Genomic DNA, 12,612 nt, shown 5'->3' with positions numbered 1-12,612 from the left:
AGAAACATGGACAACGGACACATCCGGAAACGGAACAACGGCGGGTTCACCCTGCTCGAACTGATGATCGTCATCGTCATTCTGGGGATTCTCGGAGCCATCGTCGCCCCGAAATTCATGGACGAGCCTCACAAGGCCCGCGTGGTGCAGGCCAAGATGCAGATCGAAAACCTGTCCACGGCGGTCAAAAAATTCTATCTCGACAACGGGTTCTACCCGTCCACGGAACAGGGCCTCGAAGCGCTCGTCACCCGTCCGGCCATCGGCAAGACGCCCAAGAACTACCCGGCCAACGGCTACATCACCAAGATCCCGAAAGACCCCTGGGGCAACGATTACGTCTACACGGCGCCCGGGCAGAAAGTGCCGTTTGAAATCATGAGCCTCGGCTCCGACGGCGCGGAAGGCGGCGAAGGCGAAGCCGCCGACATCTGGGGCGAAGATGTGCCCGACCGCTGAGCGGCGGTCCGCCGGGTTCACCCTGCTTGAGCTGCTCATTGTCCTCGTGATCATGGGCGTGCTGGTAGCCGTGGGTGCGGGCGCCCTCTCCGTTGAGCGGAATCCGCTCTACACCGGAGCGCAGGCGCTCGTCACCGCGTCCTCCACGGCCCGCAGCCGGGCACTTCTGCTCAACGCGCCCGTTACGCTCGAACTCGGCCAGACATTTATGGAAATCAGCTCGGAAAACGGCGACCGCCCGCTCAGGGAAGCCTTTCCCAAGGGCATGTCCGCCGCCTCGGTCGACGAACACTACCTGCTCGGCGGCTCTCAGAAGCTGCTGTTCCATCCCCTTGGCGTGGTGCAGGAACACGTCGTCCATCTTCAATCCGGTCAGGATACCCTCTCGGTCTATATCCCGGCCACGGGAACGGCCCGCATCCTCGAAGGGCAGTTTTCTCTGGAACAGATTCGCAAGGAGTTCTTATGATGTCGGCTCACCGTACCGTCCCGCAATTCGGGCCTTCCCGCCGGTCCCCCTTCCGTTTCGCAGCGGCGGCCCTCTGCACCGCTTTCGTCCTCATGGCGGCTTCCGGCTGTACGCCCATGCGGAAACAGGGAGCCGTCCCCACCTTTCCGGCCAGCACGATGAACGACGCCGTCGAAGCCTATCAGAAGGGCGACTGCCGCGAGAGCATCCGCCGTTTCAGCGCCGCGCTGCAGCAACAGGAGCACCCGGCCCTGCTCAACGGGCTGGGCATGGCCTATCTGAGCTGCAACCAGCCTCGGAACGCCGCCCAAGCCTTTGAACGCGCCGTCTCCATCTCGCCCGGCTCCGCCGCGCTGCATGCCAATGCGGGCACGGCGCTGTACGCCGACAACGATTACAAGAGCGCCGAACGGCAATTTGACGCGGCCCTGCGGATCGATCCCACCAACCCGGAAGCCCTCGTGGGCAAGGCGGGCATCCTCATTCAACGGAAGGAGCCGGAGAAGGCCCTCCGGCAGCTTTCGCTGGTCAGCGGCACGGACGCGGCGTCTCCCGAGGTACTCTACAACAAGGCGCTGGCCATGTATCAGATGGGGCTCACGGACGACGCGGGCACGGATCTCGGTACCTATGCCCGGGAACACCCCAACGATGCCGAAGCGCAGAACGCCCTCGGCGTGGTGATGCTGCGCGCCGGGAACTACGCCAGTGCGAAGGCGCATCTTGATCGGGCCATCGCCTTGCGTCCCGAGCAGGGTGAGTATTACTACAACCGGGCGAACGTGCTCAAGGAGCAGAAGGAATTCAAGGCCGCCATCGACGACTACACGCGGGCCGTCGCCTTCATCCCGGATCTGGCGGGCGCGTACATCAATCGCGGCGACGTGCGTTTCCTGCTGCGCGAGACGGAAGGGGCCTGTCAGGATCTGAAAAAAGCCTGCGAACTTGGGGAATGCGACCGTCTGGAAAAATACGAGGACGCCGGACGCTGCCGGGATTTCTTTTAAGATTGGGGAAGGGGAGGAAGGCCCTTTCTGGAGAAAGGGCCTTCCTCCCCTTCCCCAAACCCCATCCCCTCCATCCCCAAAGACTTTTGTGTTTATCGAATCCCTGTCCGCAGCTTTCCTAGCACAAGTGACCGCATGGTCCTTTCAAGGGGTGAGGATCTGAATGAAGGAAGTATGGCGGGAGATACGGGAGTCGCTGGACATCGGCCGTTTTGTCGGCTCGTTCCGGGATCGGTGGGTCTGGCTGGCTTTCCTGCTCGGGGGCATCGGGCTGCTGTTCCCTTCGGGCGGCCTGCCCCCATTGTGGCGTCTGGCATTCGCGGCCATGACTGAGGAATTGGCGTACCGCGCCCTGCTCCAGCGTCAGCTTGAGCAATGCGTGCCGGGCAAATGGGGGCTGTTTACGGGCGGCATGTTGCTGACATCGGCCCTGTTCGCGCTTTCCCACCTGCCGACGCATACGCCCCTCATGGCGGCTTTGACGTTTTTCCCTTCGCTCGCCTTCGGGGCCCTCTGGACGCGCCACCGCTCGCTCTGGCTCTGCGCCGCCGTCCATTTCTGGTACAACCTGCTTTTTTTTCTCTAGAGCCAGTTCATATCCCCTACATGCGGATACCCGCCCGGCTTCGAAGAAGGACACGATAAAAACGGAAGCATTGGAAGGGAGGGGTGCGCACCGCACCGGCAGCTTCGGGAAACGGAGGAGGCCCCTTTCCCAAGAAAGGTTCCCCTGCCTCCCCAATCGCCTCAGACCATGAACAATTCAACGCCGTGCTCGTGAATGAGATCCGCCCACTTCTTGTCGATAGGGCCGTCGGTGAACAGCGCGTTGATGTCGGAAAGGTGCGCGACGCGAACCATTGCTGGCCGCCCGAACTTGGATCGGTCGGTCACGAGGAACACGCGGCGGGAACATTCGATGATGGTACGGGCCACGGCGACTTCGCGGTAGTCGTAATCAAGCAGGTTGCCCTCCTCGTCAATGCCGGAAATGCCGATGATGCCGTAGTCCACCCGGAACTCGCGGATAAAACGCTCGGCGCTGGCCCCGACGATGCCGTTGTCCCTGTGCCGCACCGTGCCGCAGGCGACCACCACGTCAAAGGAGGAATTGCGGGCGCAGATGGAAGCCACATTGATGCTGTTGGTCACCACGCGCAGGTTCTTGTGCTCAAGCAGGGCGCGCGCCGCCTCTTCAGTGGTGGTCCCGATATTGATGCACACGGAAACGCCGTCCGGGATGTGCGTCGCCAACAGGGCGCCGATGCGGCGCTTTTCTTCCTGGCAGATGCCCTTGCGCTCATCGTAGACGATGTTCTCCGAACCGGAAACCATGCCCGCCCCGCCGTGGAAGCGCTGCACTTTTCCCTCTTCGGCGAGCGCGTTGATGTCTTTACGAACCGTCTGCGGCGTCACTTCAAAATGCCGGGCCAGCTCCTCGATGGTCGCGTAGCCGCGGGCCGAAAGGAACTCCTGCAAGGCCTGATGACGAGCGGAAGTTTTGCTCATGTGTCCTCCCTGTGCTCCCCGCTTTTATCCTGTTCTTCCTTTCGGTTCAACAGGCTGTGGGGAAACGTCAAAGGCAATCCGGCTGGACAGGCGCACAAAGTCTCCGTATGGTAACGCGCTTTCCAACACTGATCCCCGGAAGACTGCCATGCTCAACAAGAAATGTTTTGTTCTGGATCTCGACGGAACGGTCTACCTCGGCGATATCCCCATTCAGGAAACCGTCGACTTCATCCTCCGCCACTGGGACACCATCGATTTCCATTTCCTCAGCAACAATACGTCAAAGGCCCCGACAACCTATGTCAACAAGCTGACCCGGATGGGTATCCCGGCGACGCTTGACCGCATCCTTTCGCCGGTGACGCCGCTCATCGCCCACCTGCGGGGGAACGGCATCCGCACGGTGTACCCCGTGGGGAACCGTGACTTCGTGGCGTGCCTGCGCGAGCGTATGCCGGAACTGAACGTCCTCGACTATGGCGTATCCGAAGGCGCGGAAGCCGTCGTGCTGGCGTACGACACCGAGCTCACCTACGAAAAGCTCACCCACGCGGCCCTGCTGCTGCAAAATCCGGAAGTCGCCTACCTCGCCACGCACCCGGATCTCGTCTGCCCTTCCCCGCAAGGGCCGCTCCCGGATGCGGGCAGTTTCATGTCGCTGTTCGAAACAGCTACGGGACGCCGCCCTCAACATATCTTCGGCAAACCCGACCCCGCCGTACTCGGCACGCTTCTTCAATCCTATGACAGTAAAGACATGGTCATGGTCGGCGACCGCCTGAGCACGGACAAGAAGCTCGCCGAAAACGCGGGCATCGACTTCATCCTCGTCCTCAGCGGGGAAGCCAAGCTCAGCGACCTGCCCGGCCTCGAACGCCAGCCCACGTTGGTCGTGGACAACCTCGGCCAGCTGGAAAGCGCATAAGCGGAACACGATCCCGTCTATACGCACGGGGGAAGATTCCTGTACAGCACGCATATTACGCATACAAAAAGGCCGCTTTCCCTGAGGAAGCGGCCTTTTCATACTGCCTTTTTGGAGCGCCAGCGGGCTATTCGGCATCCTTCTGAGCGGCGCGGGCGCTGTTCAGGGCGGCCTGAAGCTTGGCTTCGTCCTCGTGGGACAACGAGGACTGGAGAACGGTCCCGCCTGTGCCGCGCAGGGCGTCGAGCACCTTGTCGGTGAGGTCGGAGTCGACCAAAACGAACAGGGCGGACGTACCGGGCGTCAGCTTTTCAGCAAGCTGCTTCATGAAATCGTCGTTGATGCCCACGTCGCTCAGCGCACCGGCGACGGCACCGGCTCCTGCCCCGACCACGAGGCCGAGCAGCGGGTTCATGAAGATCAGGCCGATGAGCACGCCCCAGAAACCGCCGCCGACAGCGCCGCTGGCGGTCAGGTTGTACATCTGGTGCAACTTCACCTTGCCGTTCTGTTTTTTTTCAACAACCACGGCGTCCTCAAGGGAAACCAGATACGACTTTTGCATTTTCAGGAACTGAAGGCGCACTTCCTCGGCCTTGAATTCCGTATCGTATGTCACAGCAATCAGTTTACGCATGGAAAAACCTCCTGATTCGTTTTGTGCCTTGCGCAAAAGGTGCCGCGAACGCCGGGAAACCGCCATTATATATCCCTTTAGAGTTCTGAGAGCTTTGGGGCCGAACGGTTTCCTCAATGTTTTCAGAGAAGGGCGGACGCAAAAAATACGCCTCCGCCCGGCAGGGCCACCAAGATCTCCAGCGTCCCTTACCCTCCTTTTCCCAAAACAGAGGGAGCGGATTCCGTTTTCCCGACCGCAAAAGGGGCCCACTGTCCGGGCTGTACCGGAGACGCCGCCGCAAACCATGTCCCCACACGGCATTGCCCCGATAAAAAGCGGGAACCCGGACGTTCTTTTCCTTGTCCGGCGCTTGATCATCTTTGAACTTTCTTGCATGGTAAAGGCGTAGCACGGAACGGCAAGCTCCGTGCGGAACCCTTTTCCATCGCAACAGGCTTGTTGCAATACAACAGCAAAGAGAACAAGGAGATGCGTTTCCCGCCGGGAGAACCGCGCTTGCACGCGCCGTTCCCTGCCCCTCCGGGCCGCCGCTTATACGGGAAACGCCATCATATCCCGGAATATTATTCGGCAAAACGCATCCGCAGGAGGAGACATCCATGTCCGCTTACGCTGAAATCTGTTCCATGTTCGAACAACGGAGAAAAGTCGAAGAAGAATACGCCAGTGCGGCATACAGCCAGCTGCTGACCTTCGTGGAGCTTTTCGAATTTTACATCGGCTGCCAGCAACCGGATTTGGTGGTCCCCCTGCGCATCGACGAATGCTGCAACCCCTTGCCGGATCAGACCGCCCCTTTCCGCATCGTCGACAACAAAATGATCGCCGCCGTTTGTATCCGCACGGAGGACAAGAACGACTGCACATGGGTCCCCGTCAGCGTCAAGCCCATCTCGCTGGTGGAATGTTTCATGGAAATCGGCTATGGAACTGACCGCGTCAAGCAGTTCCACGTGAACTTCTCCTACGGCGCCATCGGCATCAAGCAGACGAGCAGCGACAACGCGCTGTCCTACCTTGAAGCCATGTTCAAGGAAGAAGCCTCCTTTAATCCGTTCCACACCAAGGACGACACTAACGAAATCGGGTAGCGGCATGACCGGCGGGGCCTCTCGCGGCCGCCCCTGCCCGTCGGAAACGCCATGTCAGAACAAACCGAAAAGAAAATACTCTCTCCGGAACAGGCGGTGCAGGCCGCCTGCATCCTCTTCGAACTCAACACCCGTGAGCAGGACCTCCTCGAGATGGCCCAGCGAGCGGGTGTTCCCTGTGGCGACGACGCCTCCCGCAGGGCCCTCACCCGCGAATGGTACGGCTTCGTTCACGCCGCCGTGGTGTACGGCCTGATGGCCCAGGCCTCCAATCAGGTCATGGCCGAATATCTGCGGAGCACCCGGACGTTGTTGTCGCAAATGGCCGGGTACACCCCCGAGCAGATCGAAAGCTTCATCGACGACACGTTTTCCAGCTATATCCGGCTGATGGCCCAGAACCAGCAGAAGCAGTGCCCCTCACTGTTTTACCAGCGGCTGGTCGGCGAAGGGGCCCTCGAAACCCTACCTAAAGAGCGGGTCGCGTTCCTTTCCGGCATGATGGCGATCACCATGTGCGCCATCCTCGACAAGCTGGGGCAGTACGAATTTGGCGTTGAATAGGATGATATCAGGGGAGGGGGCCCTTCTGGAGAAGGGTCCTCTCTCCCCTCCCCCGAGCCTCCTCTCTCCCAATCTTTTCAACGAATGGGAGGCCACGCGACGGGAGTTCCGTTGGGCGGCTTTTTTCTTTGGAATAGGGATACGACGGATAACTCATTGCCCCACAATGGGAGTGGGTGGAGCCCGAGTATTTTTTCAAAAAGTACACAGAGTTCACAGCAGGTGAACTCAAAAGTATGCAAAGGCCGACACACCGCATAATGGATTGCATTGTGTCGAATCTGTACCGAACCAGTCCTTCCACCGAAAAGAATCCGCCGGATGCCGTTGCCAAAAGCACGGCTTGCGGCTATGCTCCGATCATGATCCCATCCTTCACAGACCGCCTCTTCTTTTCCCCATCCATAGCGGGCCGTTCCGTCCCGTGTGGTCTGTGCCCTCGCCTTACACCCGCAAACTGTCTTCCCCCCTGAGCACCTTACGTGCTCCGGTGAGGTGACACCGGACTTTTCCCCCATCCATGCGCATTCCATACCGAGTATGGAAGCGCCCCCGAGCAACTAGGGCTGCATGTCTTTAGGCGTGCGCTTCGTCCTGCCGCATCCTCACTCTATGCGTCAGGCTATCCTCTACTTGTATCTTGTGAGGACCCCATGAAAAAGTTCCTGCTCCCCGCTCTCGCCGCAACGCTCCTTCTGGCCGCCACCGCCGTGGCCGCCCCCCTTGATGCCTTTAAAGGCATGAAAGGCACTCTGGATATCGCCGGAGGCACCGCCCATATCCCGGTCATGAAGGAAGCCGCCAAACGCATCATGACCGCCAATCCCGATATCCGCATCACCGTGGCGGGCGGCGGTTCCGGCGTGGGCGTACAGCAGGTGGGCGAAGGGCTCGTCCAGATCGGCAACACGGGCCGCCCGCTGAAGGACAAGGAAATTGAAAAATTCGGCCTGAAAACATTCCCCTTCGCCATTGACGGCGTGGCCCTCGTGGTCAATCCCGCCAACAACGTGTCCGACATCACCGCCCAGCAGGCCGCCGACATCTACAACGGCAAGATCACCAACTGGAAGGAACTCGGCGGAACCGACGCCCCCATCACCCTGTATACCCGCGAAGACGGCAGCGGCACCCGCGAGGTGTTCGTGGAACGTGCGCTGAACAAGGGCTCCATCGTGCAGTCCGCCAACGTGGTGAACTCCAACGGCGCGATGAAGACCGCCGTAGCGCAGGATAAGCAGTCAATCGGCTACGTGGGCATCGGGCATGTGGACAAGAACGTGAAGGCGCTCGTCTTCGACAAGATGGTCCCCTCGCAGGAAAACGCCTCCAACGGCACGTATAAAGTGACCCGCTTGCTGTTCATGAACACCAAGGGTGCCCCCGAAGGCATCACCAAAGCCTTCATCGACTACATCTACAGCCCTGAAGGCACTGAAATCATCAAAAAGAGCGGTTATATCCCCACCGGCAGACAATAACCGCCTTGCCATGAAGCACGGGGAGGAACCAGCCTCCCCTCACCGTTCATGTCCTCAATACATTCATCCCCTGATGAACCGTAGTGCCCGGCCTCGTGCACACTGGCGTTGGCGTCTCCTTCTCCCCCCCAAAAAAAACGGACGCCAACGCCACCTTCCACTTCCTCAGGGAAAACCGGCATCAGGGCTCGATAAAAACAAACGTCTCCGGAGGGGAAGGGATGGGCGCGAGCTGCGCTGGCAATTTAGGGAGGGAAGCCCTTTCCTCCAAAAGTTCCCCCCTTCCCCCAGTAACCTCTCCATGCACCTCAACGCGGACGGCTTGATGAACACTTCACTCACGGAACGCGGCGGACTCCCTCTGCTGGCGGCATGGCTGGCCGGGGCTTCCGTGTGCGCCGTCTTCGCCCTCATCGCCTGCTTCGCACTGCCCGTCGTGTTCAGCGCACAGGGGGGCCAGATATTCAGCTGGGTCTGGCGTCCGGATACCCACGAATTCGGCATCCTGCCCATGATCGTGGGCTCGCTCCTGCTGTCCGTCTCCGCCCTGCTCCTGAGCTGGCCTCTCGCGGTCGGCGTGGCCTGTGCCATACAGGACGGCGGGAAAAAACGCCTCTTCGGTTGCACCATCGCGGGCATCGTCCGATTCATGACCACGATCCCCACCGTGGTTTACGGCTTCGCCGCCGTCTTCCTGCTTGTCCCCGTCGTCCGCGAGGCTGCGGGGAAAGGCTCCGGCCTCTGCTGGCTCTCCGCAGCCCTGATGCTCGCCTTGCTCATCCTGCCCACTATGGTCCTGGTCATGGATTCGGCCATGCGGACGAAGGAAAGAAACGTTCGCATCACCGCCGCAGCCCTTGGTTTTACGCGCTCCCAAACGCTGGCCTGCCTCGTGCTCCCCGCCTCCCGGCGCTGGCTGCTCACGGCGGCTATCCTCGGGTTCGGGCGCGCCGCGGGCGATACGCTGATCCCGCTGATGCTCACGGGCAACGCCCCGCACGTGCCGGAATCCCTGTTCGGCAGCCTGCGGACGCTGACCGCGCACATGGGGCTCGTTACGGCCACCGAAGTGGGCGGCCCGGCATACAATTCCTTGTTTGTGGCGGGCGGGCTGCTCCTCCTCACCAGTGCCTGCGTCAGCCTTGCGTTGCGCAAGCTGGCATCCGAATCCGGCGAACAGCTCCCCGAGCCGCCCGCCCTCTGGAGACGGTACGCGCCTTCCGCCCTCCGCCCGTTGTCCATCGTTTCGGGCGCTACCGTCGCCTCCGCCATCGTGTGCCTGCTCGGATTCCTGCTGTATCGCGGCCTGCCCACGCTCGGGCCGTCCCTCCTCTTCGGAGACACCCCACCGCTCCGCGCCCTGCTCGGAACCCTGCCCGTTTGGGACGGCATCTGGCCCGCCTGCGCCGGGACATTCTGCCTCATTGTGACGACCATGCTCCTCGCCATCGGGCCCGGCATCGGCTGCGGCATCTATCTCGCCGAGTACGCCTCGCCTTCCATGAAACGCCTGTTCGGTGTGATTATGGACATCCTCGCTGGCATACCGTCCATCGTCATGGGCATTTTCGGCTTTACGCTCATCCTCTTCCTGCACCGCCTCGGCGTCGCCGGAGCCAGCCCCGGCATTCTGCTCGCGGGCGGCTGCCTCGCCCTGCTGGTCCTCCCCTCGCTCGTGGTCACGACCCGGACGGCTCTGGAAGGGTTGCCCGCCTCCCTGCGCCTGACGGGATTCGCACTCGGGCTGACCCACAGCCAGATAGTCCGCCATATCCTCGTGCCGCAAGCCAGCCGTGGCATCCTCGGCGGCATCATGCTGGCCATGGGCCGCGCCGCCGAAGACACGGCTGTCATCCTGCTGACCGGCGTGGTCGCCAACGCGGGCCTTCCGTCCGGCCTCGCCGTGCGCTTCGAGGCCCTGCCCTTCTTCATCTATTACACGGCGGCCCAATACCAGACGCCGGAAGAACTCGAACGCGGCTTCGGGGCCTCGCTGACGCTTCTGCTGCTTTCCGGGGGCCTTCTGCTCGCCGCATGGTGGCTGCACGCCCGCTATCAACGCCGCAAGGACGCCTGTTCCCTGCGGGAGGGAGTTTCCGCATGACGCTGGCAGCACGCATCCGGCGGCTTTCCGTCGCCTTTCACGAACGCACGATCCTCCATGACATCACTCTGGACATCCCGGCCGAGGGCATAACCGTCCTGCTCGGGCGCTCCGGATCGGGGAAAACAACCTTCCTCCGCGCCCTGAACCGCCTGAACGAATGCCTGCCCGGCTGCCGGACGTCCGGCGAGGCCGAACTCCGGTTAGGCGGCGGACTCCGCCCGATCTATGCCGGACGCACGGGAGAGGCCGCACTCTCCGACCTGCGCCGCCGCGTGGGCATGGTCTTCCAGACGCCCAACATCCTGCCCGCCAGCATCCGGCAGAACATGCTGCTCCCCCTCCAGCTGGCGACAGCCTTCCCCGCTTCGGAGTGGCGGGAACGGATGGAACGCAGCCTGACAGAGGTGGGGCTCTGGCACGACGTCAGTTCACGCCTGCGCGAACCGGCTTCGATACTTTCGGGGGGGCAACAACAACGCCTCTGCCTTGCCCGTACGCTGGCGCTCGAACCGGAAATCCTGCTCCTCGACGAACCCACGGCATCCCTCGATCCCGCGACAACCCACACCATCGAAAACCTGCTCCTCAAGCTGGCGGAGCGCTATCCCATCCTTCTCGTCTCACATGGGTTGCCGCAAGCCCAAAGAATGGCCTCGCGGATTGTCCTGTTTGGGAAAGGACGTCTGCAAGGTATGCTTTCGCCCGAAGAACTCCCCAACGAAGCAGAAATGAACCGTTTTTTCGACGGCGGGGACGCTGGAAATCGTTAAGAGAAAAACGTACAGCTCCCCCCTTTCCTCATCGAATGGAAATCTGCCTTGCCCTTAGTGCCCCGCTTCTCCAACCTGTGGCCTCCACGATACAAAAAAACGCGCACCCCAACGGCTGCGCGTTTCTTCATTGCTTGTTAGCATCCCTTTACCACTGGTCTATCCACTCGCGCAAAAGCGCCTGTCCGGTTTCTTTGGCGCTTTCACCCGCACGTTTGGTCTCATCGCGCAGGCGGCGAGGATCAATTGCGGCGCGGGCCAACTCACAGGCATGTCCGACGAACCATCTTTCCAGCTTATCCGCATCGACCTCTGGATGGAACTGCAATGCCAGCACATGATTGCCCATGCGGAATGCCTGGTGCGGGGTCACGGGGGTGGAGGCCAGCAGTTCAGCACCTTCGGGCAGATCAAACGTATCTCCGTGCCAATGCAGGACCGGACGGTAACCATCGAGAAAACGCAAAGGCGACTTTCTGCCCGCTTCGGTGAGTTCCACGCCGCCCCAGCCGATTTCCTTGCCCTTGCCGGGGTATACGCGGGACTTGAGCACGGAGGCAATAAGCTGCGCCCCCAGACAGATGCCGAGCAACGGCTTTTGTGATTCCAGACGCTTCCTGATGAGATCTTTTTCATCTTTGAGAAACGGATAGAGCACCTGATCATAAACCCCGATGGCGCCTCCGAGGACCACGGCGAGATCAGCGGCCAGCCATTCCTCTTCGGTAGGCGGTTCGTCTACCGGGCAATATCGAATGGCAAACCCTTTTTCTTCCAGCACAGGCGCGAAAGTACCCAGATCTTCAAAGGCGACATGCTGCATAACCAGACACTGTTTCATATGATACGCCTCCTGCGCCGCGCGCCCTTATCCCCCAGACCGCACAGGCTTTTCATTTAGATTCTATTGATTTTACTCCATTTGGCAAGTCTCATTCAGGTTCTTTTTTCCACCGGGAGGCCATTCGTCTCTGGTTTTCCGGCTTCCTTTTCTCTATGCTGTGCCCCACGGCAGCATCTCAGGCCAGCCCGCAACCCGCACAATCCAAAGGACATCATTCTATGAATCGCATTCTGGTCATGCACGGCGTCAACCTCAATCTGTTCGGCAAGCGAGATCCCAAACATTACGGGACGGAAACCCTTGAAGACATCAACGGCAAACTTTCCGCACTCGCCGGGGAGCTTGGGGTGGAGGTTTCGTTTTTTCAGTCGAATTATGAAGGCGCGTTCGTGGAACGGATTCAGGAGGCGCACGGGGACGGCACGGCGGGCATCGTGCTCAACGCTGGAGCGTGGACCCATTACAGCTACGCCATCATGGATGCGCTGGCGATCTTGAGCATTCCGGCCGTGGAAGTGCACATGTCCAATGTCCACGCCCGCGAAGCCTTCCGCCACTTCTCCGTGCTTTCTGCCGTAACCCGAGGTTCCATCGCCGGGTTCGGCAGCGGCAGCTATCTGCTCGGCTTGCGCGCCGTTGTTGATTTAGTGAAAGGGTGACGGGTGGAAGGGAATTGTGGGGGAAGGGAGGGGAAACCTTTCTGGAGAAAGGTTTCCCCTCCCTTCCCCCACACCCCCATCCCT

At 60.8% G+C, this 12,612-nt stretch carries 14 protein-coding genes; 11 read left to right on the top strand and 3 right to left on the bottom strand.

Going from position 1 to position 12,612, the window contains the following annotated elements; translation table 11 throughout:
• Positions 1–6 precede the first annotated feature (6 nt).
• From gspG to T370_RS0111635, 4 genes are all read left to right on the top strand, one after another.
• Entirely contained in the window at positions 7–459 is a 453-nt protein-coding gene (gene gspG, locus T370_RS0111650) for a type II secretion system major pseudopilin GspG (RefSeq protein WP_029435835.1), read from the top strand.
• Positions 443–928 carry a pilus assembly FimT family protein gene (locus tag T370_RS0111645; protein WP_029435834.1) on the top strand — a complete coding sequence of 162 codons (486 nt, stop codon included), beginning with the start codon at positions 443–445 and terminating at the stop codon, positions 926–928. Before gspG ends, T370_RS0111645 begins: the two co-directional genes overlap by 17 nt.
• Positions 925–1,935 carry a tetratricopeptide repeat protein gene (locus T370_RS0111640; protein ID WP_016360759.1) on the top strand — a complete coding sequence of 337 codons (1,011 nt, stop codon included), beginning with the start codon at positions 925–927 and terminating at the stop codon, positions 1,933–1,935. Before T370_RS0111645 ends, T370_RS0111640 begins: the two co-directional genes overlap by 4 nt.
• 163 nt (positions 1,936–2,098) lie before the next feature.
• Entirely contained in the window at positions 2,099–2,521 is a 423-nt protein-coding gene (locus T370_RS0111635) for a JDVT-CTERM system glutamic-type intramembrane protease (RefSeq protein WP_029435833.1), read from the top strand.
• 161 nt (positions 2,522–2,682) lie between these two features.
• Here the strand turns inward: T370_RS0111635 and T370_RS0111630 are convergent, their stop codons facing one another.
• Positions 2,683–3,444 carry a DeoR/GlpR family DNA-binding transcription regulator gene (locus T370_RS0111630; protein WP_005025839.1) on the bottom strand — a complete coding sequence of 254 codons (762 nt, stop codon included), beginning with the start codon at positions 3,442–3,444 and terminating at the stop codon, positions 2,683–2,685.
• A 148-nt stretch (positions 3,445–3,592) separates the two neighbouring features.
• Between T370_RS0111630 and T370_RS0111625 the strand changes: the two genes are divergently transcribed.
• Positions 3,593–4,372, top strand: a complete 780-nt coding sequence (locus T370_RS0111625; RefSeq protein ID WP_029435832.1) for an HAD-IIA family hydrolase — start codon at positions 3,593–3,595, stop codon at positions 4,370–4,372.
• A 127-nt stretch (positions 4,373–4,499) separates the two neighbouring features.
• Here the strand turns inward: T370_RS0111625 and T370_RS0111620 are convergent, their stop codons facing one another.
• Complete coding sequence (locus tag T370_RS0111620; RefSeq protein ID WP_005025835.1) at positions 4,500–5,009, bottom strand: DUF1269 domain-containing protein; 510 nt, start codon at positions 5,007–5,009, stop codon at positions 4,500–4,502.
• 602 nt (positions 5,010–5,611) lie between these two features.
• On the opposite strand from T370_RS0111620, the gene T370_RS0111615 reads away from it, so the two are divergent.
• The 5 genes from T370_RS0111615 to T370_RS0111595 all read left to right on the top strand — a co-directional run bounded on the left by T370_RS0111615 (position 5,612) and on the right by T370_RS0111595 (position 11,025).
• Positions 5,612–6,103: a hypothetical protein gene (locus T370_RS0111615; protein WP_005025833.1), complete on the top strand. Its 492-nt coding sequence runs from the start codon at positions 5,612–5,614 to the stop codon at positions 6,101–6,103.
• Positions 6,104–6,154: 51 nt separating this feature from the next.
• Entirely contained in the window at positions 6,155–6,667 is a 513-nt protein-coding gene (locus tag T370_RS0111610; RefSeq protein ID WP_029435831.1) for a hypothetical protein, read from the top strand.
• Positions 6,668–7,320: 653 nt separating this feature from the next.
• Positions 7,321–8,148 carry a phosphate ABC transporter substrate-binding protein gene (locus T370_RS0111605; protein ID WP_005025829.1) on the top strand — a complete coding sequence of 276 codons (828 nt, stop codon included), beginning with the start codon at positions 7,321–7,323 and terminating at the stop codon, positions 8,146–8,148.
• Positions 8,149–8,473: 325 nt separating this feature from the next.
• Complete coding sequence (locus tag T370_RS0111600; RefSeq protein WP_248604254.1) at positions 8,474–10,252, top strand: phosphate ABC transporter permease; 1,779 nt, start codon at positions 8,474–8,476, stop codon at positions 10,250–10,252.
• Positions 10,249–11,025 carry a phosphate ABC transporter ATP-binding protein gene (locus T370_RS0111595; RefSeq protein ID WP_029435829.1) on the top strand — a complete coding sequence of 259 codons (777 nt, stop codon included), beginning with the start codon at positions 10,249–10,251 and terminating at the stop codon, positions 11,023–11,025. The genes T370_RS0111600 and T370_RS0111595 overlap by 4 nt, the downstream gene beginning before the upstream one ends.
• 148 nt (positions 11,026–11,173) lie before the next feature.
• On the opposite strand, the gene T370_RS0111590 is transcribed toward T370_RS0111595, so the two are convergent.
• A complete protein-coding gene (locus T370_RS0111590; RefSeq protein ID WP_029435828.1) occupies positions 11,174–11,866 on the bottom strand; it encodes a glutamine amidotransferase in 693 nt (230 codons plus the stop codon).
• 221 nt (positions 11,867–12,087) lie between these two features.
• Here T370_RS0111590 and aroQ point away from each other — a divergent pair, with 221 nt between their 5' ends.
• On the top strand, positions 12,088–12,528 hold the full coding sequence (aroQ, locus tag T370_RS0111585) for a type II 3-dehydroquinate dehydratase (protein WP_005025821.1): 441 nt from the start codon (positions 12,088–12,090) through the stop codon (positions 12,526–12,528).
• Positions 12,529–12,612 lie beyond the last annotated feature (84 nt).

It is taken from the genome of Bilophila wadsworthia ATCC 49260, assembly GCF_000701705.1.
GTDB classification, from domain to species: Bacteria; Desulfobacterota; Desulfovibrionia; order Desulfovibrionales; family Desulfovibrionaceae; genus Bilophila; species Bilophila wadsworthia.
The sequence above is the reverse complement of the archived record's forward strand: the minus strand, read 5'-3'. Positions and strand labels throughout refer to the sequence as shown.